The organism is Cupriavidus gilardii, assembly GCF_017598945.1.
GTDB lineage: Bacteria > Pseudomonadota > Gammaproteobacteria > Burkholderiales > Burkholderiaceae > Cupriavidus > Cupriavidus gilardii_E.
Genome location: NZ_JAGFTW010000036.1, coordinates 214,210 through 236,125, shown reverse-complemented (window position 1 = coordinate 236,125; position 21,916 = coordinate 214,210). Strand labels below are relative to the sequence as shown.

At 66.6% G+C, this 21,916-nt stretch carries 20 protein-coding genes; 14 read left to right on the top strand and 6 right to left on the bottom strand.

From position 1 onward, the window contains the following. Nucleotides 1–123: 123 nt before the first annotated feature. Entirely contained in the window at nucleotides 124–2,472 is a 2,349-nt protein-coding gene (locus J5T34_RS12950) for an NADP-dependent malic enzyme (protein WP_244258872.1), read from the top strand. 71 nt (nucleotides 2,473–2,543) lie between these two features. On the opposite strand, the gene J5T34_RS12945 is transcribed toward J5T34_RS12950, so the two are convergent. Beyond that, the gene (locus J5T34_RS12945; RefSeq protein ID WP_208580098.1) at nucleotides 2,544–3,593 is read right to left on the bottom strand and encodes a PDDEXK nuclease domain-containing protein; all 1,050 of its coding nucleotides are present in this window, start codon (nucleotides 3,591–3,593) and stop codon (nucleotides 2,544–2,546) included. A gap of 467 nt (nucleotides 3,594–4,060) precedes the next feature. On the opposite strand from J5T34_RS12945, the gene J5T34_RS12940 reads away from it, so the two are divergent. Continuing rightward, entirely contained in the window at nucleotides 4,061–4,411 is a 351-nt protein-coding gene (locus J5T34_RS12940; protein ID WP_208580097.1) for a ribonuclease domain-containing protein, read from the top strand. Further along, a complete protein-coding gene (locus tag J5T34_RS12935; RefSeq protein ID WP_174104582.1) occupies nucleotides 4,408–5,016 on the top strand; it encodes a barstar family protein in 609 nt (202 codons plus the stop codon). Before J5T34_RS12940 ends, J5T34_RS12935 begins: the two co-directional genes overlap by 4 nt. A gap of 140 nt (nucleotides 5,017–5,156) precedes the next feature. On the opposite strand, the gene J5T34_RS12930 is transcribed toward J5T34_RS12935, so the two are convergent. The 4 genes from J5T34_RS12930 to J5T34_RS12915 form a co-directional block, all read right to left on the bottom strand. Further along, a complete protein-coding gene (locus J5T34_RS12930; RefSeq protein WP_174104581.1) occupies nucleotides 5,157–5,729 on the bottom strand; it encodes a YidB family protein in 573 nt (190 codons plus the stop codon). A gap of 94 nt (nucleotides 5,730–5,823) precedes the next feature. Then, nucleotides 5,824–6,570, bottom strand: a complete 747-nt coding sequence (locus J5T34_RS12925) for a 16S rRNA (uracil(1498)-N(3))-methyltransferase (RefSeq protein WP_208580096.1) — start codon at nucleotides 6,568–6,570, stop codon at nucleotides 5,824–5,826. An 18-nt stretch (nucleotides 6,571–6,588) separates the two neighbouring features. Continuing rightward, the gene (locus J5T34_RS12920) at nucleotides 6,589–7,032 is read right to left on the bottom strand and encodes a VOC family protein (protein WP_208580095.1); all 444 of its coding nucleotides are present in this window, start codon (nucleotides 7,030–7,032) and stop codon (nucleotides 6,589–6,591) included. A gap of 160 nt (nucleotides 7,033–7,192) precedes the next feature. Next, the gene (locus J5T34_RS12915) at nucleotides 7,193–8,170 is read right to left on the bottom strand and encodes a spermidine synthase (RefSeq protein WP_244258871.1); all 978 of its coding nucleotides are present in this window, start codon (nucleotides 8,168–8,170) and stop codon (nucleotides 7,193–7,195) included. On the opposite strand from J5T34_RS12915, the gene tkt reads away from it, so the two are divergent. The 3 genes from tkt to J5T34_RS12900 all read left to right on the top strand — a co-directional run bounded on the left by tkt (nucleotide 8,169) and on the right by J5T34_RS12900 (nucleotide 12,583). Next, nucleotides 8,169–10,199, top strand: a complete 2,031-nt coding sequence (gene tkt / locus J5T34_RS12910) for a transketolase (protein WP_208580094.1) — start codon at nucleotides 8,169–8,171, stop codon at nucleotides 10,197–10,199. The two genes, J5T34_RS12915 and tkt, sit on opposite strands and share 2 nt — an antisense overlap. An 87-nt stretch (nucleotides 10,200–10,286) precedes the next feature. After that, nucleotides 10,287–11,297 carry a type I glyceraldehyde-3-phosphate dehydrogenase gene (gene gap / locus J5T34_RS12905; protein ID WP_006579985.1) on the top strand — a complete coding sequence of 337 codons (1,011 nt, stop codon included), beginning with the start codon at nucleotides 10,287–10,289 and terminating at the stop codon, nucleotides 11,295–11,297. Between the two features lie 299 nt (nucleotides 11,298–11,596). Continuing rightward, on the top strand, nucleotides 11,597–12,583 hold the full coding sequence (locus J5T34_RS12900) for a LysR family transcriptional regulator (RefSeq protein WP_208580093.1): 987 nt from the start codon (nucleotides 11,597–11,599) through the stop codon (nucleotides 12,581–12,583). A gap of 93 nt (nucleotides 12,584–12,676) precedes the next feature. On the opposite strand, the gene fur is transcribed toward J5T34_RS12900, so the two are convergent. Further along, nucleotides 12,677–13,108: a ferric iron uptake transcriptional regulator gene (gene fur, locus J5T34_RS12895; RefSeq protein WP_208580092.1), complete on the bottom strand. Its 432-nt coding sequence runs from the start codon at nucleotides 13,106–13,108 to the stop codon at nucleotides 12,677–12,679. A gap of 195 nt (nucleotides 13,109–13,303) precedes the next feature. Here fur and J5T34_RS12890 point away from each other — a divergent pair, with 195 nt between their 5' ends. The 8 genes from J5T34_RS12890 (at nucleotide 13,304) to J5T34_RS12855 (ending at nucleotide 21,897) form a co-directional block, all read left to right on the top strand. Beyond that, nucleotides 13,304–13,930: an outer membrane protein assembly factor BamE gene (locus J5T34_RS12890; protein WP_208580091.1), complete on the top strand. Its 627-nt coding sequence runs from the start codon at nucleotides 13,304–13,306 to the stop codon at nucleotides 13,928–13,930. A 170-nt stretch (nucleotides 13,931–14,100) separates the two neighbouring features. Then, nucleotides 14,101–14,898: a 4-hydroxy-tetrahydrodipicolinate reductase gene (gene dapB, locus J5T34_RS12885; RefSeq protein ID WP_208580090.1), complete on the top strand. Its 798-nt coding sequence runs from the start codon at nucleotides 14,101–14,103 to the stop codon at nucleotides 14,896–14,898. 176 nt (nucleotides 14,899–15,074) lie between these two features. Next, on the top strand, nucleotides 15,075–17,699 hold the full coding sequence (gene leuS / locus J5T34_RS12880) for a leucine--tRNA ligase (RefSeq protein ID WP_208580089.1): 2,625 nt from the start codon (nucleotides 15,075–15,077) through the stop codon (nucleotides 17,697–17,699). Between the two features lie 63 nt (nucleotides 17,700–17,762). Next, nucleotides 17,763–18,269 (top strand): LPS assembly lipoprotein LptE, encoded by a 507-nt coding sequence (gene lptE / locus J5T34_RS12875; RefSeq protein WP_208580088.1) that lies wholly within the window; start codon nucleotides 17,763–17,765, stop codon nucleotides 18,267–18,269. 65 nt (nucleotides 18,270–18,334) lie between these two features. Further along, nucleotides 18,335–19,375, top strand: a complete 1,041-nt coding sequence (holA, locus tag J5T34_RS12870; RefSeq protein WP_208580087.1) for a DNA polymerase III subunit delta — start codon at nucleotides 18,335–18,337, stop codon at nucleotides 19,373–19,375. 108 nt (nucleotides 19,376–19,483) lie between these two features. After that, nucleotides 19,484–20,764: a glutamate-5-semialdehyde dehydrogenase gene (locus tag J5T34_RS12865; protein ID WP_208580086.1), complete on the top strand. Its 1,281-nt coding sequence runs from the start codon at nucleotides 19,484–19,486 to the stop codon at nucleotides 20,762–20,764. 24 nt (nucleotides 20,765–20,788) lie between these two features. Next, on the top strand, nucleotides 20,789–21,211 hold the full coding sequence (locus tag J5T34_RS12860) for a CopD family protein (protein WP_208580085.1): 423 nt from the start codon (nucleotides 20,789–20,791) through the stop codon (nucleotides 21,209–21,211). Nucleotides 21,212–21,291: 80 nt separating this feature from the next. Beyond that, on the top strand, nucleotides 21,292–21,897 hold the full coding sequence (locus J5T34_RS12855; RefSeq protein WP_208580084.1) for a 2-hydroxychromene-2-carboxylate isomerase: 606 nt from the start codon (nucleotides 21,292–21,294) through the stop codon (nucleotides 21,895–21,897). The last annotated feature ends 19 nt before the right edge of the window (nucleotides 21,898–21,916 follow it).

Genomic DNA, 21,916 nt, shown 5'->3' with positions numbered 1-21,916 from the left:
AAATGCGGGGCTCGATCGAGAGACAGCCAGGAGACAGCGGGCAGGTGGAGCCGGCCCGCGAGGGTGTGTTCCCACCGTTGTCCGTTTCGTCAAACACGGCTCCACAGACCGGAAGATGCGCCGATGACCAGTCCTTCGCAGCCCGCTTCGCAGCCGAATTCGCAGGCAATTTCGCAAGACGAACTGAAACAGCAGCAGCGCGAGGCGCTGCGCAAAGCCGCCCTCGAGTATCACGAGTTTCCGACCCCGGGCAAGATTTCGGTCACGCCGACCAAGCCGCTGTCGAACCAGCGCGACCTGGCGCTGGCCTACTCGCCGGGCGTGGCAGCCGCTTGCGAGGAGATCGTCGCCGATCCGGCCAATTCCTTCCGCTACACCGCGCGCGGCAACCTGGTCGGCGTGGTCACCAACGGCACCGCGGTGCTCGGCCTGGGCGACATCGGCCCGGCAGCATCGAAGCCGGTGATGGAAGGCAAGGCGGGCCTGTTCAAGAAGTTTGCCGGCATCGACGTGTTCGATATCGAGATCGACGAGAAGGACCCGGAGAAGCTGGTCGAGATCATCGCCTCGCTCGAGCCGACCTTCGGCGGCATCAATCTCGAGGACATCAAGGCGCCGGAATGCTTCTACGTCGAGCGCAAGCTGCGCGAGCGGATGAAGATTCCCGTCTTCCACGACGACCAGCACGGCACCGCGATCGTGGTCGGCGCGGCGGTCATCAACGGGCTGCGCGTGGTCGGCAAGGACATCAAGGACGTCAAGCTGGTGGCCTCGGGCGCGGGCGCCGCGGCGCTGGCCTGTCTGGACCTGCTGGTCGATCTCGGCCTGCCGCTGTCGAACATCTGGGTGACGGACCTGGCCGGCGTGGTCTATGAGGGCCGCACCGAGCTGATGGATCCGGAGAAGGCGCGCTTTGCGCAGAAGACCGACAAGCGCAAGCTGGCCGAAGTGATCGACGGCGCCGACATCTTCCTCGGCCTGTCCGCGGCCGGCGTGCTCAAGCAGGACATGGTGCAGCGGATGGCGGACCGCCCGCTGGTGCTGGCGCTGGCCAACCCGAATCCGGAAATCATGCCGGAGCTGGTCAAGGAAGTACGGCCCGACGCCGTGATGGCCACCGGCCGCACGGACTACCCGAACCAGGTCAACAACGTACTGTGCTTCCCGTTCATCTTCCGCGGGGCGCTGGACGTGGGCGCGACCACCATCACCCGCGAGATGGAAATCGCCGCCGCGCATGCCGTCGCGGAACTGGCACGGCAGGAGCAGAGCGACATCGTCGCCACCGCCTACGGCATCCAGGACCTGTCGTTCGGCCCCGAGTATCTGATTCCGAAGCCCTTCGACCCGCGCCTGATCGTCAAGGTGGCGCCGGCCGTCGCCAAAGCGGCGATGGAGTCCGGCGTGGCGACCCGCCCGATCGAGGACATGGAGGCGTACAAGCTGCAGCTGCAGCAGTTCGTCTACCACTCGGGCACGCTGATGAAGCCGATCTACGCCGCCGCCCGCAAGGTGGCGATGGAGAAGAAGCGCATCGTGTTCGCCGAGGGCGAGGAAGAGCGCGTGCTGCGCGCGGTCCAGGTGATCGTCGATGAAAAGCTGGCCAATCCGATCCTGATCGGCCGCCCGGCCGTGCTGACGCACCGGATCGAACGCTTCGGCCTGCGCCTGCGCATGGGCGTGGACTTCACCGTGGTCAACCCCGAGCACGACGAGCGCTTCCGCGATTATTCCGACACCTACTATCGGATGATGGCGCGCCAGGGCGTGACGCCGCAGTACGCCAAGCTCGAGATGCGCCGCCGCACCACACTGATCGGCGCGATGCTGGTGCACAAGGGCGAGGCCGACGGCATGATCTGCGGCACGGTCAGCAATACCGCCGCGCATCTGCGCTATATCGACCAGGTGCTGGGCGGCACCAACGAGGTCTACGCGGCGATGAACGGCCTGGTGCTGCCGGGCCGCCAGATCTTCCTGGTGGACACCCACGTCAATGTCGATCCGACCGCGTCGGAACTGGCCGAGATCACGATCATGGCAGCCGAGGAGTTGAAGCGCTTCGGCATCGAGCCCAAGATCGCGCTGCTGTCGCATTCGAACTTCGGCTCGTCCGAGGCGCCGTCGGCGCAGAAGATGCGCGAAACCCTGGCGATCCTGCGCGAGCGCGCGCCGGACCTGGAAATCGACGGCGAGATGCACGGCGACTGCGCGCTGGACCAGAAGCTGCGCGACCAGCTGGTGCCGGACGGCACGCTCAAGGGCGAAGCCAACCTGCTGGTGTGCCCGAACATCGACGCCGCCAATATCTCCTACAACCTGCTGAAGACGGCCGCCGGCAACAACGTCGCAATCGGCCCGATCCTGCTGGGCGTCAATGCGCCGGTACATATCCTGACGCCATCGGCCACCGTCCGCCGGATCGTCAATATGACGTCGCTGGTGGTCGTGGACGCGGCGGCGAAGCGGTAACGAGTCGCTACGCTAGTGCAAAAGCCGGGGCATGCCCCGGCTTTTGCACTCTATGAGGTATCGCGCTTACGTCAGGCGTCCGGGCTTGGGGCCGAGATCGCATCTGGCAGTAGCTCCGCTTCGAGCTGCTCTATCGATGGCAGATTCGGCGCCAAGGGGGACGGAATGCTGCGCAGTAGTTGATATTCGGCAATTCCCATTGGCTTTGACAGGCCACGAACCGCGTACTCGGCAACCAGGCGATTCTTCTCTTTGCAGAGCAGCAGCCCGATGGACGGCCCATCGTCTGCACCCTTGATCTGTGCATCGATCGCAGACAGGTAGAAATTGAGTTGCCCCGCGTATTCCGGCTTGAACGCATTCGTCTTCAATTCCACCGCCACATAACAGCGCAATTTGAGGTGATAGAACAAAAGGTCGATGTAGAACTCCTCCCCATTGACCTCCAGGCGGTATTGCCGGGCGACGAACGCGAATCCGGTCCCCAGCTCGATCAGGAAACGTGCGATGTGCTCGGTCAAGGCCTTTTCGACATCGCGTTCCTGAGCGCTGCTGGCCAGACTCAGAAAATCGAAAATGTAGGGGTCCTTCAGTGTTTCGCGTGCCAGATCCGACTGAGGGGACGGCAAGCATTCCGGGAAGTTGGTAACGGCGCGGCCTTGTCGCGCATGCAAACCGCTCTCGATTTGCATCGCCAACACGCTTCGCGACCAACCCTGTTCGGCGGCTTTCGATGCATACCATTCCCGAAGGGCTTGCGACTTTACCTTGTCCAGAATTGTGCACAGATGGAACCATGGCAATCGTGCAGCAGCCCGCTGCACAAATGAACCATCAGGCCAGGCTTCGGCAAGGCTTCGCATGTACTTCAAGTTGCGAGGCGAAAACCCCTTCATCTCCGGGAATGTTGCCCGCAAGTCTCTTGCCAGTTGGTCTATCACCTTGGCCCCCCAGCCCTGACGACTCTGACGCTCCAATATGTCCTTGCCGATCTGCCAGTAAAGCAGGATTAGTTCGCAGTTCACTGAAAGTGCGGCGCGTTGCCTTGTTCGCTCAATGCTGCCCTTGAGCTGTTCCAGCCACACAAAGTAGTCGGCAGGTAGAGGCGTGGCGGGCGTCATGGCAGAGCTGGGGCTTTAGCGGACCGCCGATTATTGAGAAGCAGCCGCCGAGCCACAATGCGGCAGCGAGTCGTAGTGTCCTTTTTGGACAGGCTAAGGCAAGTTTCTATAAGGCACCGACCCTAGGGGCGAACCGCCCGCGGCACGGCGTGACGATAAATTGGTATAGCGGACGCTGTTAGTGTGCGCATACATTCCATTAACGCCTTGAAACAATTACGCTTTTCCGCGCCATCCGACCGCGGGGATTGATTATTTAACAGCTTGCGCGTAACCTAGCGCCTTCGATGCAGGCGATCCGTCGACCGCGCTTGGCGTTGGATTGCTGCGCCACCAGACCAGACAACGTGGGTTCCCCGACTTCTTTGCCGCAACGCGCACCGCGCTCCGACAAGATCCTGCAACGGGTCCAGCCTTCGCTCCGACGGGTCGCGCGCGGAACCTTGTACACCCTGGCGACGCTTGTCATGGCGGTCACGCTGGCGCAACCGGCGCAGGCAAAGCAGCCGCCGCCGGTGCCGTCGGATACGCTGGGAACCATTGCAGTGCAGCAACTGCCCAACGAGGCACAGCAGACGCTGCAGCGCATCGAGGCCGGGGGGCCGTACCCCTATGCCAAGGACGGCTCGCGGTTCGGCAATTACGAACGCATCCTGCCTCGGCGGCAGCGCGGCTATTACCGTGAATACACGGTTGCCCGGCCGGGCAGCCGGAATCGGGGTGCGAAGCGAATCGTCTGTGGCGGCGAACAACGTGCCGTCAACGACTGCTATTACACGGAAGACCACTACAACAGCTTCAAACGGATAATCAGATGATGACTGACATTTTCGGACTGGGCGACGCCCTTGCCGCCCGCGAAGAGCGCGGCGCCGGAGATGGCTGGCAGCGGGCTCAACAACATGCCCAGAACCTTTATGACAGTGTGCTGATGATGCCCCGCTACGAGGTCGCGCACAATAAACTGCCGCCCGCGTCGCCGCAGGACGGCAATGCCGAAGTGGCCTGCGGCAGAGAAGCCGCGCTGAACCTGTTCAAGACCGTGCGACCCAATATCGTTCAGTCGATCCGCGCCTTCCGTGTGCCCGAGCTGGCACAGGCGGCCGCGGACCTCGGCCAGCATTTCCTCTACGCCAATTGCGCGCATTGCACGACCAAGGGCGAAGTGCTGGAAACGATCGCCACGGCGTTCCTGTTTCCGAAGCATTTCGGCAAGAACTTCGATGCGCTGGCCGATTGCCTGACCGACATGATCCACAAGGCGGGCACCCAACCCGGTTTCGTCATCGTCCTCGAAGGCCTGCCGTGCGCGCAGAAGTTCGACAAGGAAGCGCGCGAGACGCTGCTCGACGTGTTCCGCGACGCCGCCGAGTTCTGGGCCGAGCGCCGCGTGCAGTTCCGCGTGTTCTATTCGTTCGCCTGAGCGCCTTGATTCCGGTGCCCGCGCGTTGCCGCGCAGGGATCGCCGATCGTAGAAGGCTCGAAGAAAAAGCCCGCCAAACCGGCGGGCTTTTTTGCGTCGCGAGCGGCACGGCGGCCGCCTCGGCATCGCGCGGGACGCGATCAGGCCGCGGGCGGGACCTGACCCTGCGGCGTCAGCTGATCGATCAGTTCCGGCAGGCCGGCGCTGAGCTGCGCCGCGACGTCGTCGCGCGACAGGCCGGTGGTCGACGACAGCGTATCGAGCGCGCCGGTGCCTTGCAGCGCGTCGGCCAACGACGACGGCGACACCGGCTGATTCGGGCCGGTGCCGATCCACGAGGAGACCTGCTCGCCCAGTCCCGCCTGTGCCAGGATCTGCTGCAGCGCGCCGATGCCGCCGGCCGCCGCGCCGATCGTCTGAGCCTCGCCGGCCGCGCCGCCCTGGCCGCCGAGCAGGCCGCCCAGCAGCGACCCTAGATCGAGTCCGCCACCGCCACCGGCCAGCCCGCCGAGAATGCCGCCCAGACCGCCCGCCATGCCGGCCGGATCCTGCGTGGCATCGGCGCCGTCCTGTCGGCCGCGCATCGCGAGCATCGCCAGCAGGCCAAGCGCCAGCATCATTTTCGGATTCATGCCGGATTGGCCGGATTCGCCGGCCTGCGCCGGGTTGGTTTGGCCGAGCACGCCGCCAAGCACACTATCGAGCAGTCCCATCTTCAGCTCCTGGTTGTTGATTCGTTTATCGCACCGGCCGGTGCCGTGCTGCGCGGACCGGCTCGGCTCGACAGCGGTCGACGGCGCGGTGCCGTCAGAAACCGCCCAGCAGCGCGTTCAGCGCGGCCAGGCAGGCCAGACCGGCGGTCTCGGTGCGCAGGATGCGCGGTCCGAGCGACACCGCCGTGAAACCTTGCGCCAGTGCGGTACGTTCTTCCTCGGGCGACAGGCCGCCCTCCGGTCCGATCAGCAGCGTGACCCCGCGGGCAATCCAGTCGGCGCGGTGTGTCTGCGCGAGCGCCACCAGCGTGGATTCGGCGCGCGGCGACACCAGCAGACGCTGCCCCGCATCGGCCGGGGCGGCTGTCAGCCACGCCTCCAAGTTAGCCACCGGCGACACCGCCGGCAAGCGATTGCGCCCGCATTGTTCGCAGGCCGCGGTGACCAGAGCCTGCCAGTGCGCGTGGCGCTTCAGCGCACGTTCGCCGCTCAGGCGCACCACCGCGCGCGCGGTTTGCAGCGGCTGGATCGCACCGACGCCAAGCTCCACGGCCTTTTCGATCAGCCAGTCCATCTTGTCGCCGCCGGCGATGCCCTGGGCCAGGGTCACGCGGAAGGGCAGTTCGCATTCGGCGGTATCACGGGCGCCAATTTGCGCGGTGGCACTGCGTTTGCCGATCTCGACCAGCGTCGCGGCATGGCTGCCGCCGCGTCCGTCGAACAGCGTGATGGGCTCGCCGGGATGCAGGCGCAGCACCTGGACATGGCGCACCACCGCCTGGGGCAGCGGCAGCAGGGTATCGGGGGCGAGCGGTTGATCGACGTAGAAGCGGGGTGGCATCGAATCCAGAGAAATCGGTCAGGCGGCCTGCGAGCCGGTGGCCGCGGAGACGGCCTGGTCCAGCGGGCGGGCGAAGCCCCAACGGTAGCCGTCGAGGTCCTCGACCATGCAATAGCGGTCGCCCCAGAACTGATCGCCGGGCGCCATCAGGCTGATCGCGCCGGCCGCAACCGCGCGGGCGTGCATCGTGTCGACGTCGTCGCAGTAGAGGTAGAAGGTCTGCGGACATTCGATACCGGTCGAGCGCGGCGTGCGCGCGGTGCTGCCCCAGGCGCCTTCGGGGGCGAACATCACGACCAGCTCGCCGTGGTAGTGCATCTCGGCGTGGGTCGGCACGCCGTTCTCGTCCACCACATTGCCCGGCACGAAGCCGAAGGCGCGGCTGTAGAAATCGAGCGCGCGGCGCGCGTCGCTGACCGTCAGGTAGGGAGTCAGCCAGGGCGTGTTGGCAGGTTTGGTCATGATGATGTCCTCCCGGATTCCGTGCGGCATGGGCGCCGGGTGGGCGCACCGGCACGCGGGCTCCACGGTGGCAGCATCGCAGAGGCAGCGCGCGGCGGTCAAACGCCGCGCCTGGCAGACGGGAAGCCGTTGAAGCCCGTGGAGCGGTCAGCCGAGCATATCATGCCGATGTGGCGCCGCCGTCGAACAGCGGCTGCAGATGGCGCGGCAGCGCGAACAGCGCCGCATGCAGGCCGGCGTGATAGCAGCGCAGCGCGCCGTCGAGCTTCCAGTCGGCGAGTCGCGCGGCCAGCGTGGCCGGATCGGCGCCGCGCACGTCGAGGGTGTCGCTGGCGACCGCAATCGCCCACAGCGCGCCATAGGCCGGAATCGCCACGGTCATCGGCTGTACCAGGCGGAAGCGGTCGCGCAGGCGCTGCCACAGCAGTTGCGCCGTCTCGGGGCGGTGGAAGGGCGGGCCCAGATGCAGCGACATGGCGCCGCCTGGCGCCAGGCAGCCATGCGCGGCCTGCAGGCCGCGCGTGCCGAACAGTTCGGCAGCGGGACCGCCGTCGTCGGCCTCGGTCAGATCGAACACCAGCAGGTCGAAGCGACGGCCGGCATCGCGCAGCCTTTCCATCACGGCCAGGCCGTCGCCGATTTCGAGCGTCACGCGCGGATCGTCGAAGGCGCCGTGGTGAATGCCCGGCAGCCAGCGCCGCGCCAGCCGCACCACCTCGGCATCGAGTTCGGCCACCACGACCTCCCGCATGCCAGGCAGCCGCAGCAGCTCGCGCGCCGAGCCGCCGTCGCCGCCGCCAATGACCAGCGCGCTCGTGGCAGCACCATGGGCGGCAGCCATCGGATGGATCATCACTTCATGCTGGATGAACGCGTCGGCTTCCGCGCTCATGATGCGGCCATCGAGCCGGAACACGTGGCCGAACAGCGGATGCTCGCCAATCTCGATGTGCTGGTGGGCGGACCGTACCGACGCCTTCAGGGCGACGCCGGCCAGTGTGGCGCCAACGCCTCCCGCCAGCCATTCGCGCCATTCGAGGGCCGCTTCGGAACCCGCCGACGGAGGCGCCGCGGTACCGGAAACGTCGCCTCCTTCTGGTAAAATCGCGCTTTTCCCGCCGCCAATTTCCCGCCGCATGTCTCACCTCGCACACCCAGCCACCAGCCCTTATGCCAGCCAGCCCGCGTCGCTGATGGCCAATGCGATCCGCGTCCTGGCGATGGACGCCGTCCAGCAGGCCAATTCGGGCCACCCGGGCATGCCGATGGGCATGGCCGATATCGCCGTCGCGTTGTGGAGCCGCCATCTGAAGCATAACCCGGTCAATCCGAAGTGGGCCGACCGCGACCGCTTCGTGCTGTCCAACGGCCACGGCTCGATGCTGCTGTACGCGCTGCTGCATCTGACCGGCTACGACCTGCCGATCGAGGAACTGAAGAACTTCCGCCAGCTGCACAGCAAGACCGCGGGGCATCCGGAATACGGCATCACGCCGGGCGTCGAGACCACCACCGGCCCGCTGGGCCAGGGCATCACCAACGCGGTGGGCATGGCGCTGGCGGAGCGGCTGCTGGGCGAGGAGTTCAACCGTCCCGGCTTCGACATCGTCAACCACTACACCTACGTCTTCCTGGGCGACGGCTGCCTGATGGAAGGCATCAGCCACGAGGCCTGCTCGCTGGCCGGCACGCTGCAGCTGAACAAGCTGATCGCGCTGTGGGACGACAACGGCATCTCGATCGACGGCGACGTCGAGCACTGGTTCTCCGACGACACCCCGAAGCGCTTCGAGGCCTATGGCTGGAACGTGATCCGCGCGGTCGACGGCCATGACGTCAACGCGATCGACGCGGCCATCGCGCAGGCCAAGGCCAGCGACAAGCCGACGCTGATCTGCTGCCGCACCGTGATCGGCAAGGGCTCGCCGAACAAGCAGGGCGGTCACGACGTGCACGGCGCCCCGCTGGGCGGCGCCGAGATCCTGGCCACGCGCGAGGCGCTGGGCTGGAGCCACGCGCCGTTCGAGCTGCCGGAGGAGGTCTACACGGCATGGGACGCCAAGGCCAATGGCGCCGCGCTGGAGAAGGCCTGGAACGCGCTGTTCGAGGGCTATTCGGAGCGTTATCCGTACGAAGCCGGCGAGTTCGAGCGCCGCATGCGCGGCGAGCTGCCCGGCGCGTTCGACGCCGCGGTGCAAGCGTACCTCGCCAAGTGCGAGGAAAAGGCCGAGACCATCGCCACCCGCAAGGCCAGCCAGAACGCCATCGAGGCGCTGGCGCCGGTGCTGCCCGAACTGCTCGGCGGCTCGGCGGACCTGACCGGCTCGAACCTGACCAACTGGTCGGGCAGCAAGGCGGTGCGGGTCGATGCCTGGGGCAACCATATCAACTATGGTGTGCGCGAGTTCGGCATGAGCGCGATCATGAACGGCATCACGCTGCATGGCGGCTACATCCCCTACGGCGGCACCTTCCTGACGTTCTCCGACTACAGCCGCAATGCGCTGCGCATGGCGGCGCTGATGAAGATCCGCACGCTGTTCGTGTTCACGCACGACTCGATCGGCCTGGGCGAGGACGGCCCGACCCACCAGTCGATCGAGCACGTCGCCAGCCTGCGTCTGATCCCGAACATGGACGTCTGGCGCACGGCTGATACCACCGAGACCGCGGTGGCCTGGGCCGAAGCGATCCGCCGCGAGAACGGCCCGAGCTGCCTGATCTTCAGCCGCCAGAACCTGCCGTTCCAGAAGCGCGACGACGCCACCCGCGCCAACATCGCGCGCGGCGGCTATGTGCTGCGCGACAATGCCGATCCGCGTACCGGCCTGCCGCATGCGGTGATCGTCGCCACCGGCTCCGAAGTCGGCCTGGCGGTCGGCGCGGCCGACCAGCTGGCGGCCGAAGGCATCCGCGTGCGTGTCGTGTCTGTGCCCTCGACGACTGTGTTCGACAAGCAGGATGCGGCATACAAGTCGACAGTCCTGCCGGCGGGCGTGCCCCGCGTGGCGGTCGAGGCCGGCGTCACCGACTTCTGGTGGAAGTACCAGGTGCAGGCGGTGGTCGGCATCGACACCTTCGGCGAATCGGCGCCGGCTGGCGTATTGTTCAAGCACTTCGGTTTCACCGTCGAGAACGTGGCGAATACCGTCAAGAGCGTGATCTGACTTCGAGGGACGTGCGGGCGCGGCGGCGCTGCCGTCGCCGGCCCGGGCGCCCGCAGCTTTTTCTACTTCCCGTTCAGGAGACGTACCATGACTATCAAGGTTGCCATCAACGGCTATGGCCGTATCGGCCGCAACGTGCTGCGCGCCCACTACGAAGGCGGCAAGAAGCATGACATCGAGATCGTCGCGATCAACGACCTCGGCGATGCCAAGACCAACGCCCACCTGACGCAGTACGACACCGCCCATGGCAAGTTCCCGGGCACCGTGTCGGTCGAGGGCGACTACATGGTCGTCAACGGCGACAAGATCCGCGTGCTGGCCAACCGCAACCCGGCCGAGCTGCCGTGGGGCGAGCTGGGCGTCGACGTGGTGATGGAGTGCACGGGCTTCTTCACCTCGAAGGAAAAGGCCTCGGCTCACCTGGCCGGCGGCGCCAAGAAGGTCATCATCTCCGCGCCGGGCGGCAAGGACGTCGACGCGACCATCGTCTACGGCGTCAACCACAATGTGCTGAAGGCCTCGGACACGGTGATCTCGAACGCCTCGTGCACCACCAACTGCCTGGCCCCGCTGGTCAAGCCGCTGCACGAGAAGCTGGGCGTCGTGACCGGCCTGATGACCACGGTGCACGCCTATACCAACGACCAGGTGCTGACCGACGTCTATCACGAGGACCTGCGCCGCGCCCGTTCGGCGACCCAGTCGATGATCCCGACCAAGACCGGCGCCGCCGCCGCGGTCGGCCTGGTGATGCCGGAACTGAACGGCAAGCTGGATGGCTTCGCGATCCGCGTGCCGACCATCAACGTGTCGCTGGTCGACCTGTCGTTCGTCGCCGCGCGCGAGACCACCGTCGATGAAGTCAACGCGATCCTGAAGGCCGCGTCGGAAGGCGAGCTCAAGGGCATCCTCGACTACAACACCGCACCGCTGGTGTCGGTCGACTTCAACCACAACCCGGCCTCGTCGACCTTCGACGCGACGCTGACCAAGGTGTCGGGCAACCTGGTCAAGGTGTCGAGCTGGTACGACAACGAGTGGGGCTTCTCCAACCGGATGCTCGATACCACCGTGGCGTTGATGAACGCCAAGTAAATCGGCCCGGCAGTCAAGGGTAGACGTCACCGCCTTGGCGGCGACTCGGAAGCGGCGCCTGCGGGCGCCGTTTCTTATGGTCCGGGCCCGGGGGTGGGCGCGGCTCCGTGTGCGTTACCGCACGCTCGGACTGTAAAATATGGTAAATACGGCACAGAGACCCCGCTACAGAGGGGTTCCCCGGCAAGTAAAAATGACGCTTTCGCTTCCCCGAAGTGGCGATTTGATCTTACACTTGCCTCAGTGTCCGGGCGTGCGCTCGCTTGGCCACGCGTTTCAAACCTGAACTGGGCGTGATCATGGTGAACGTTGACACCAAGCTGCTCGTGATCTTCACCGAGCTGCTCAGCAAGCGGAACGCGACCTATGTCGCGGAGAAGATGCATATGACCGCGCCGGCGGTGTCCCATTCGCTGGGCCGCCTGCGCGAGATCTTCGACGATCCGCTGTTCATCCGCGTCCCGCATGGTCTGACGCCGACGCCCCGTGCGCTCGAACTCGGTCCGAAGATTCGCGAGATGCTCGACCTGTGGTCCTCGATCAACGAGGGCGACGTCGACAATTTCGATCCGGCGGTCGCCTCCGGCACGCTGCATATCGGCTTTGCCGCCGAACTCGGCGATACGGTCTTCAACCGCTTCGTGCTGCGGCTGGCGCAGCTGGCGCCCGAACTGCATATCCGGCTGGTCGAATCGCATTCGTGGGAGGCCGATGTGGCCTCGATGCGCGCCAACGAGCTGGACCTCGCGTTCTGCGCGCTGCCGACCGGCCACCCGGAGATCGTCGAGGAAACGGTGGCCTCGCTGAACCTGTGGGTTTGCGCCCGCCAAGGTCATCCGCTGCTGCAGACCGCCTGCACGCTCGACCACTATCTCGAATGCGGCCATATCTTCATGGCCTCGGCGGGCGGCACCGGCCGGCCGGCGCCTTCGCTGATTCCGCTCGACTACGCGCTGCAGCAGCGCGGCCTGAAGCGCAACGCGGCCCTGACCGTGCATTCGTGGCGGGCGCAGGCCGAGCTGGCCGCGCAGACCGACATGATCTTCACCGTCAACGCGCTGACCAAGGACGTTGCCTGCGAAAGCTACGGCCTGAACGCGTTCCCGCTGCCGGCCGAAATCCAGACCACGCTCGGTCTGAACATGTTCTGGCACCGCAGCCGCAACACCCATCCGATGCTGGTGTGGGCGCGCGGGCTGTTCCGTCAGGTCGTCGCCGAATTCGTCGGCGTGCCGGCCCCAGGGCTGCCGCAGCGCATGGCCGAGATCGAGCGCGAGCAGGTCTAGGCCGCGCGGTATCGCAGCCCAACAAGAAACCGGCGCCAGGCGCCGGTTTCTTGTTGCTGCCGCCGCGTGCGTCGCCGCACGCGGTGTTTCGCATCAGCGCTTGGGCCGATACGGGCAAGCCGTCTTGGTGCAATTGCCATACAGCGACAGCGCATGTTCCTGCAGCGCGAAGCCGCGCTCGCGCGCGATGCTCTGCTGGCGCTGTTCGATCTCGCCGTCGAAGAATTCCTCGACGCGGCCGCAATCGAGGCAGACCAGGTGATCGTGGTGCTTGCCTTCGTTGAGTTCGAAGATGGCCTTGCCCGATTCGAAGTTGTTGCGCGACAGCAGGCCGGCTTGTTCGAACTGGGTCAGCACCCGATACACGGTGGCCAGCCCGATATCCATATGCTCGTTGAGCAGGATGCGATAGACGTCTTCCGCGCTCAGATGGCGCTGCTCGCTGGTCTGAAAGATTTCGAGGATCTTCAACCGCGGCACGGTCGCTTTCAGGCCGATATTTTTGAGTTCCGCCGGACTCGGCATGGGCGTGACTCCCTAGAGTACAATGTCTGGATTGTTGAATCATAAGGGTTTTGCCGGCAAAAGTCGCCCGGCGCCGCCGGTGCCGGCAATGCGCTGAGCCCTTCACGCGGCGACGTGCGCGTGTCCATCCGGATGCGCCGCCATGCGCGCCGACCGGTACTTTCCCTTCCTTCGGTAGCGAGAACTGCGAGTTACATGGATTCCATTCGAACATCCGCCCTGCGCCCGGCGCTGCTGACCGCGCTGCTGGCAGCCATCACGCTGGCCTCCGCCGCCTGCTCGACCTACGACAGCACTTCCCGCAAGATCGCCAACGCGATCACGCCGTACCGGATCAATATCGTCCAGGGCAACTTCGTCTCGCGCGAAGCCGCGGCGCAATTGCGCGAAGGCATGACTCGCGACCAGGTGCAGTTCCTGCTCGGCACGCCGCTGCTGACCGACGTGTTCCACGCCAATCGCTGGGACTATGTGTTCTCGTTCAAGCGCGGCAACACGCAGGTCGTGCAGCAGCGCCGCTTCACGGTGTTCTTCGACAACGACCGTCTGGTGCGTTTCGGCGGCGACGAACTGCCGTCGGAATACGAGCTGATTGCCGAAATCGACGGCATGAAGCGCACGCCGCAGGCCAAGGCCGCTGCGCAGCAGGGCCAACAGCAGGCGCAGCAGGCCCCGCAGCCTCAGGCCCCTGCCGATGCCGCGCCGCCCGCCTCGGCGCCCGAGGCCGCCGCAGCGCCTGCCGGTACGGCGCCTTCGCAGCCTGCAGCCGAGCCCGCCAGCGAGCGCGCCGCCAGCGCCAGCCCGACCGACACCGTCAAGTAAATCGCCGGCGCGGGGGGCTACCGCCCCTTGCCAACGCCATTGCGCCGGCGCTCGCGCGGCGGCTGCCATCGCACCACGTCACGGCGTGGCCGGCCCACGCAGCGCCCGCCGTCGTTGCTGTCTTCCTGTTCTGTTATTCGCCTGATCTCTTTCCGGGGAACCGACTCGCCATGAAACTCGCTATTGCCGGGGCGTCCGGCCGCATGGGCCGCATGTTGATCGAATATGTGCTGGACGCCGACGGCGTGACGCTGGCCGGCGCGCTCGATGTGCCCGGCGCGGCCGCGCTGGGCCAGGACGCGGGACTGTTCCTCGGGCGGGAAACCGGTGTCGCGATCACCTCGGACATCGAGGCGGCGCTGTCCGGCGCCGATTGCCTGATCGACTTCACGCGTCCGGACGGCACGCTGGCCCATCTACAGGTGGCGCGCCGGATCGGCGTCAAGATGGTGGTCGGCACCACCGGTTTCGACGATGCCGGCAAGGCCGCGCTGGCCGAGGCCGCGCAGTCGATCGGCGTGGTGTTCGCCGCCAACATGAGCGTCGGCGTCAACGCGACCTTCAAGCTGCTCGAGGTCGCGGCGAAGATGCTGTCCTCCGGCTACGACATCGAGATCATCGAAGCGCACCACCGTCACAAGGTCGATGCGCCTTCGGGCACCGCGCTGAAGATGGGCGAGGTCATCGCCGAGGCGCTCGGCCGCGACCTGAAGACCTGCGGCGTGTTTGCGCGCGAAGGCCATACCGGCGAGCGCGAGCCGAATTCGATCGGCTTTGCCACGGTGCGCGGCGGCGATATCGTCGGCGATCACACCGTGATGTTCGCCGGCATCGGCGAGCGCATCGAGATCACGCACAAGTCCTCGAGCCGCCAGTCGTATGCCGATGGCGCGGTCCGCGCAGCCCGTTTCCTGGCCGACAAGCCCAACGGGCTGTTCGACATGCAGGACGTGCTGGGCCTGAACTAAGGCGCCGCGCCGTCTTCCCCGCCAGCAGCAGGGAAGACGGCCCTGTTCGGGCCATCCCGCCGCCACCGCGCCGGTTATAATCGGCGCTTCCCGCACGTGCGCCTGCCGTGCCGGATCTCCCAACCGCAGCCAGATTCCACACGCCGGGGCGCCATGCGCGCACCGCTGTCCCAACCATGCAAGACAAATACCTCCCCGCCGAAGTCGAACAATCCGCCCGCCAGCACTGGCAAGCCATCGACGCCTATCGCGTCGACGAGCACGCGGTAGGCCCCGACGGCAAGGAGAAGCCCAAGTTCTACGCCTGCTCGATGCTGCCGTACCCGTCGGGCAAGCTGCATATGGGGCACGTGCGCAACTACACGATCAACGACGTGATGGCGCGCTACCTGCGCATGAACGGCCATAACGTACTGATGCCGATGGGCTGGGACGCCTTCGGCATGCCGGCCGAGAACGCCGCCATCAACAACCGCGTGGCGCCGGCCGCCTGGACCTACGACAACATCGCTTACATGAAGAAGCAGATGGCGTCGATGGGCCTGGCGATCGACTGGTCGCGCGAGGTCGCCACCTGCGATCCCAACTACTACCGCTGGAACCAGTGGCTGTTCCTGAAGATGCTGGAGAAGGGCATCGCCTATCGCAAGACCGGCACCGTCAACTGGGACCCGGTCGACCAGACCGTGCTGGCCAACGAGCAGGTGATCGACGGCCGCGGCTGGCGCTCCGGCGCCGTGGTCGAGAAGCGCGAGATCCCGATGTACTACCTGGGCATCACGCAGTACGCCGAGGAGCTGCTGAGCGAGCTCGATGCCCTGGGCTGGCCCGAGCGCGTCAAGGTGATGCAGCAGAACTGGATCGGCAAGAGCGAGGGGGTGCGCTTTGCCTTCCCGCACGCGATCGTCGGCGACGACGGCGAGCTGATCGGCGGCGGCAAGCTGTACGTGTTCACCACGCGCGCCGACACCATCATGGGCGTGACCTTCTGCGCGGTCGCGGCCGAGCATCCGCTGGCCACGCACGCCGCCGCCACCAATCCCGAACTGGCCGCCTTCATCGACGAATGCAAGCGCGGCTCGGTGATGGAAGCCGATATGGCGACCATGGAAAAGAAGGGCATGCCGACCGGCCTGAAGGTCGTGCATCCGCTGACCGGCGAGCAGGTCGAGGTCTGGGTCGGCAACTACGTGCTGATGAGCTACGGCGACGGTGCGGTGATGGGCGTGCCGGCGCACGACGAGCGCGACTTCGCGTTCGCACGCAAGTACGGCCTGCCGATCAGGCAGGTCATCGACGTCGCGGGCGAGGCGTTCTCGACCGAAGCCTGGCAGGACTGGTACGCCGACAAGGAGCGCGGCCGCTGTATCCATAGCGGCAAGTACGACGGCCTGGACTATCGTGCCGCCGTCGACGCGATCGCCGCCGACCTGGCCGCCAAGGGCCTGGGCGAGAAGAAGGTGACCTGGCGCCTGCGCGACTGGGGCATTTCGCGCCAGCGCTACTGGGGCACGCCGATCCCGCTGATCCACTGCGACAGCTGCGGCGTGGTGCCGGTGCCCGAGCAGGACCTGCCGGTGGTGCTGCCCGAGGATCTGGTGCCGGACGGCAGCGGCAACCCGCTGGCCAAGGATCCGCGCTTCCTGGAGTGCACCTGTCCGTCCTGCGGCAAGCCGGCCCGGCGCGAGACCGACACGATGGATACCTTCATCGACTCGTGCTGGTACTACATGCGCTATACCTGCCCGGACGCGACCACCATGGTCGACGCGCGCAACGATTACTGGATGCCGATGGACCAGTACATCGGCGGCATCGAACACGCGATCCTGCACCTGCTGTACGCGCGCTTCTGGACCAAGGTGATGCGCGACCTGGGCCTGGTCAAGTTCGGCGAGCCGTTCACCAACCTGCTGACGCAGGGCATGGTGCTGAACGAAACGTACTATCGCGAGGACGCCAGCGGCAAGAAGCACTGGTTCAACCCGGCCGACGTCGACGTCAAGACCGACGAGCGCGGCCGCCCGGTCGGCGCCACGCTGAAGGCCGACGGCAAGCCGGTGGAAATCGGCGGCGTCGAGAAGATGTCGAAGTCGAAGAACAACGGCATCGACCCGCAGGCGCTGATCGACCAGTACGGTGCCGATACCGCGCGTCTGTTCACGATGTTTGCCGCGCCGCCCGAGCAGCAGCTCGAGTGGAGCAGCTCCGGCGTCGAGGGCGCCTCGCGCTTCCTGCGCCGGGTCTGGACGTTTGGCCACGCCAACGCCGAGGCGATTCGCGCAGCCGGCTCCGGCGACGCTGCCGGCGACGCCGATCGCGCGCTGCGCCGCGAGGTGCATGGCATCCTGCGCCAGGCCAATTACGATTACCAGCGCATCCAGTACAACACCGTGGTCTCGGCTGCGATGAAGATGCTCAACGCGCTGGAAGACGCCAAGTCGGCGTCGCCGGCGGCGCGTCGCGAAGGCTTCGGCATCCTGCTGCGCGTGCTGTACCCGGTGGTGCCGCACATCACCCACGTGCTGTGGCAGCAGCTGGACTACGTCGCGGCCCACGGCGATCTGCTCGACGCGCCGTGGCCGCAGGTCGACGAAGCCGCGCTGGTGCAGAGCGAGATCGAACTGGTGCTGCAGGTCAACGGCAAGGTGCGGGGCAGCCTGACGGTGCCGGCCGATGCCGATCGTGCCGCGATCGAGGCAATGGCCGCCGCCAGCGAGACCGTCGCCAAGTTCGCCAACGGCGCCGCCCCGAAGAAGATCGTGGTGGTGCCCGGCCGCCTGGTCAACGTGGTGGTCTGAGGCGGGCCGCCCCCTGCAATGGCATCCGCCGCCGCGCCACCGCCCAATCAAAGGAATCGCGCCATGACTAGACCGAACCCGAATCGCCGCGCCGTGCTGGCCGCGCTGCTGGCCGCCGGTGCGCTGGCCGGCTGCGGCTTCCATCTGCGCGGCAGCTCGGATTTCGCCTTCAAGCGGCTGTATGTCGGCATCCCCAAGAATTCGCTGATGGGCGCCGAACTGACGCGTGCCATTCAGGGCGGCTCCGACACCATCGTCGTCACCGATCCGAAGCAGGCCGACGCGATGCTCGACGTGCTCGAGGACAGCCGCACCAAGACCGTGCTGTCGATCACGACCGCCGGCGTGGTGCGCGAATACCGTCTGACGCAGCGCTTCACGTTCCGGCTGCGCGATGCGGCCGGCCGCGAGATGATCGCGCCGTCGCAGATGGTGCTGTTCCGCGACCTGACCTACAACGAGGCCAACGCGCTGGCCAAGGGGTACGAGGAAGAGCAGCTGTATCGCGACATGCAGCGCGACATCGTCCAGCAGCTGATGCGCCGGCTGGCCGCCGCGAAGCCGGCCTGACCCCGGCATCGGCGACCGGCACAGGCCCCGACCCCGACCCCGACAGGCTCCCCCACCGGCTACGGATGCAGCTCAAGCTCGACGCCCTCGACGGTCATCTGCGCCAGGCCCAATCGCGCGGGCTGGCGCCGCTGTACGTGGTGCACGGCGACGAGCATCTGCTGGTGCTCGAGGCGGTCGATCGTTTGCGCCAGGCGGCGCGCGAGGCCGGCTATAGCGAGCGCGATGTGCTGGTGTCCGAGCGTGGCTTCCAATGGAGCCAGCTGCTGGAGGCGCAGCAGTCGATGTCGCTGTTCGGCGACCGCAAGATCGTCGAGCTGCGCATTCCGTCCGGCAAGCCAGGCAAGGAAGGCGGCGAGGTGCTGCGCGCGGTCGCCGCGCAGCCGTCGCCCGATGTGGTGATGCTGATCACGCTGCCTCGGCTGGACTTCGCCGCGTCGAAGTCGGCATGGTTCCAGGCGCTGGACGGCGCCGGGGTCTCGATCAAGGTCGACAGCGTCGACCGCAGCCGGCTGCCGGCCTGGGTCGGCGAACGGCTGGCGCTGCAGAACCAGCGCGTGGAAGCGGGCGAGCCGGGCCGCCGCGCGCTGCAGTTCATCGCCGACAAGGTCGAGGGCAATCTGCTGGCCGCCCATCAGGAAATCCAGAAGCTCGGCCTGCTGTACCCGGCCGGCGTGCTGACGTTCGACCAGGTCCACGACGCAGTGCTGAACGTGGCCCGCTACGACGTCTTCAAGCTGTCCGAGGCGATGCTCGGCGGCGATGTGCCGCGGCTGGTCCGGATGCTCGAAGGACTGCGCGGCGAGGGCGAAGCCACGGTGCTGGTGCTGTGGGCGCTGACCGAGGAAATTCGCGTATTATCCAAGGTCCGGCAAGGGCTGGCCGCCGGCAAGCCGATGGGCGTGCTGACGCGCGAGCTGCGCATCTGGGGACCGCGCGAGAAGCTGGTGCCGCAGGCCGCGCAGCGGCTGTCGATCGAACGGCTCGAAGCCGCGCTGGCGATGGCGGCGAAGCTGGACCGGCAGACCAAGGGCCTGCGCGTCGACGGCATGCCGGCCGAGCCGTGGGACGGCCTGCTGCAGCTGGCCCTGATGATTGCGCGCTGATCGCGCGCCGATCGCCCACCGATCCCCGCCGGAACACGCGACGTCGCGCCTCCTGCTGCGCGCCCCGCCAAATACAAGATTGCCTGGCCGCACCGACCGGCCCCCGATATGAACGAGCTCGATCTCTACCAGTACATGGACCGCGTCGGCCGCCAGGCCCGCGCCGCGTCGCGCGCGATGGCGCGCGCTTCCACCGCCGACAAGAACCGCGCACTGCTGACCATTGCCGCCGCCATCCGCCGCGACGCCCAGCAGCTGAAGGCCGTCAATGCGCGCGATGTCGAGCGTGCCCGCGCCAACGGCCAGGATGCCGCCTTCGTCGATCGCCTGACGCTGTCGGACAAGGCGATCGCCACCATGGCCGCGGGCCTGGAGCAGATCGCCGCGCTGCCCGATCCGATCGGCGAGATCGGCAACATGAAATACCGGCCGACCGGCATTCAGGTCGGCCAGATGCGCGTGCCGCTGGGCGTGATCGGCATCATCTACGAGTCGCGCCCCAATGTGACGATCGACGCCGCGGCGCTGTGCCTGAAGTCCGGCAACGCCACCATCCTGCGCGGCGGCTCGGAAGCAATCGAATCGAACACCGCGCTGGCGAAGCTGGTCGCGGAGGGCCTGGCCGAAGCGGGTCTGCCGGCCGAGGCGGTGCAGGTCATCGAAACCACCGATCGTGCCGCGGTCGGGCGGCTGATCACGATGACCGAATATGTCGACGTGATCGTGCCGCGCGGCGGCAAGAGCCTGATTGCCCGGCTGATGGAAGAGGCGCGCGTGCCGATGATCAAGCATCTGGACGGCATCTGCCATGTCTACGTCGACGGCGATGCCGACCTCGACAAGGCCGTGCGCATCTGCGACAACGCCAAGACCCAGCGCTACGCGCCGTGCAACACGATGGAAACGCTGCTGGTCGCCGAATCGATCGCTGCCCGCGTGCTGCCGCCGCTGTGCCGGATCTATCAGCAGAAGGGCGTCGAACTGCGGGTCTGCCCGGCCACGCGCGCCACGCTCGAAGCCGCCGGCATCGAGGACCTGGTCGATGCCACCGAGGAAGACTGGCGCCTCGAATACCTGGCGCCGGTGCTGGCGATCCGCACGGTGTCGGGCCTGGACGAGGCGATCGCCCATATCAATACCTACGGCTCGGCCCATACCGATTCGATCGTCACCGAGAACTATTCGGCCGGCATGCGCTTCCTGCGCGAGGTCGATTCGGCCAGCGTGATGATCAACGCGTCGACGCGTTTTGCGGACGGCTTCGAATACGGCCTGGGCGCGGAGATCGGCATCTCGAACGACAAGCTGCACGCACGCGGCCCGGTCGGCCTGGAAGGGCTGACCTCGCTGAAGTACGTGGTGTTCGGCCACGGCGAGATTCGCACGTAAATCACCGCGTCATACGGATTGCCGATGCTCTGGGTCAAATCGCTGCATATCGTCTTCGTCGTCTCCTGGTTCGCCGGACTGTTCTATCTGCCGCGCATCTTCGTCAATCTGGCGATGGAGACCGATTCCGCCGCGGTGGCGCGGCTGCTGGCGATGGCGCGCAAGCTGCTGCGCTTCATGACAATGCTGGCGATCCCGGCGCTGGCGTTCGGGCTGTGGCTCTATCTGGGCTATGGCATCGGGCGCGGGCCGGGGCAGGGCTGGATGCATGCCAAGCTGGCGCTGGTGCTGGTGCTGCTGGGCTACCACCATGGCTGCGCGGTGCTGCTGCGCAAGTTCGAGGCCGGCCGCAATACGCGCTCGCATCGCTTCTACCGCTGGTTCAACGAACTGCCGGTGCTGGTGCTGCTGGCGATCGTGGTGCTGGTGGTCGTCAAGCCGTTCTGAGGCGCCCGTGAGGCATCCGTACCGACCGGCATGGCACCGTCCCCAGTCTTCCCCCGCCTGAACCTACTCCCGAGGAACCGATGAGCAAGCAGATCGACTACTACTTTTCGCCGCAGTCGCCGTACGTTTATCTCGGCCACGCCCGCTTTACCGAGATTGCGGCCCGTCACGGTGCGCAGGTCAATCTGAAGCCTTGCGATCTGGGCAAGGTGTTCGCGACCTCGGGCGGTCTGCCGCTGGCCCAGCGCCCGCCGCAGCGCCAGGCCTACCGGCTGGTCGAACTGGCGCGCTGGCGCGATTATCTGGGCGTGCCGCTCAATCCGGAGCCCAGGTACTTTCCGGTCTCGGGCGATCCGGCCAGCCGGCTGATCATCGCCGCGCGGCTGGCCCACGGGACCGCGCGCGCGATGGCGCTGCTCGGTGCGATCGGCCAGGCGCTGTGGGCCGAGGAGCGTAATATCGCCGATGCGGCCACGCTGGCGGAGCTGGCCGACCGTCTGGACCTGGATGGTGCGGCGCTGCTGAAGGCGAGCGAAGGGCAGGGCGTGCAGGAGGAATATGCGCGCCACACGCAGGACGCGATCTCGGCCGGCGTATTCGGTGCGCCGTGGTATGTCTACGACGGCCAGCCGTACTGGGGCCAGGACAGGCTCGATTTCCTCGATCGCGCGCTGGCTGCCGGCTGATTGCAATCGACTGCAATCG

Excerpts from the sequence above, each read along its gene's own strand:
- J5T34_RS12920 (WP_208580095.1), bottom strand. The coding sequence starts at position 7,032 with ATGACCAAACCTGCCAACACGCCCTGGCTGACTCCCTACCTGACGGTC.
- holA (WP_208580087.1), top strand. The coding sequence starts at position 18,335 with ATGCAGCTCAAGCTCGACGCCCTCGACGGTCATCTGCGCCAGGCCCAA.
- J5T34_RS12925 (WP_208580096.1), bottom strand. The coding sequence starts at position 6,570 with ATGCCACCCCGCTTCTACGTCGATCAACCGCTCGCCCCCGATACCCTG.
- tkt (WP_208580094.1), top strand. The coding sequence starts at position 8,169 with ATGTCTCACCTCGCACACCCAGCCACCAGCCCTTATGCCAGCCAGCCC.
- dapB (WP_208580090.1), top strand. The coding sequence starts at position 14,101 with ATGAAACTCGCTATTGCCGGGGCGTCCGGCCGCATGGGCCGCATGTTG.
- J5T34_RS12855 (WP_208580084.1), top strand. The coding sequence starts at position 21,292 with ATGAGCAAGCAGATCGACTACTACTTTTCGCCGCAGTCGCCGTACGTT.
- J5T34_RS12890 (WP_208580091.1), top strand. The coding sequence starts at position 13,304 with ATGGATTCCATTCGAACATCCGCCCTGCGCCCGGCGCTGCTGACCGCG.
- J5T34_RS12865 (WP_208580086.1), top strand. The coding sequence starts at position 19,484 with ATGAACGAGCTCGATCTCTACCAGTACATGGACCGCGTCGGCCGCCAG.
- J5T34_RS12860 (WP_208580085.1), top strand. The coding sequence starts at position 20,789 with ATGCTCTGGGTCAAATCGCTGCATATCGTCTTCGTCGTCTCCTGGTTC.
- J5T34_RS12940 (WP_208580097.1), top strand. The coding sequence starts at position 4,061 with ATGGCGGTCACGCTGGCGCAACCGGCGCAGGCAAAGCAGCCGCCGCCG.
- J5T34_RS12930 (WP_174104581.1), bottom strand. The coding sequence starts at position 5,729 with ATGGGACTGCTCGATAGTGTGCTTGGCGGCGTGCTCGGCCAAACCAAC.
- fur (WP_208580092.1), bottom strand. The coding sequence starts at position 13,108 with ATGCCGAGTCCGGCGGAACTCAAAAATATCGGCCTGAAAGCGACCGTG.
- J5T34_RS12915 (WP_244258871.1), bottom strand. The coding sequence starts at position 8,170 with ATGCGGCGGGAAATTGGCGGCGGGAAAAGCGCGATTTTACCAGAAGGA.
- J5T34_RS12935 (WP_174104582.1), top strand. The coding sequence starts at position 4,408 with ATGATGACTGACATTTTCGGACTGGGCGACGCCCTTGCCGCCCGCGAA.
- J5T34_RS12945 (WP_208580098.1), bottom strand. The coding sequence starts at position 3,593 with ATGACGCCCGCCACGCCTCTACCTGCCGACTACTTTGTGTGGCTGGAA.
- lptE (WP_208580088.1), top strand. The coding sequence starts at position 17,763 with ATGACTAGACCGAACCCGAATCGCCGCGCCGTGCTGGCCGCGCTGCTG.
- J5T34_RS12950 (WP_244258872.1), top strand. The coding sequence starts at position 124 with ATGACCAGTCCTTCGCAGCCCGCTTCGCAGCCGAATTCGCAGGCAATT.
- leuS (WP_208580089.1), top strand. The coding sequence starts at position 15,075 with ATGCAAGACAAATACCTCCCCGCCGAAGTCGAACAATCCGCCCGCCAG.
- J5T34_RS12900 (WP_208580093.1), top strand. The coding sequence starts at position 11,597 with ATGGTGAACGTTGACACCAAGCTGCTCGTGATCTTCACCGAGCTGCTC.
- gap (WP_006579985.1), top strand. The coding sequence starts at position 10,287 with ATGACTATCAAGGTTGCCATCAACGGCTATGGCCGTATCGGCCGCAAC.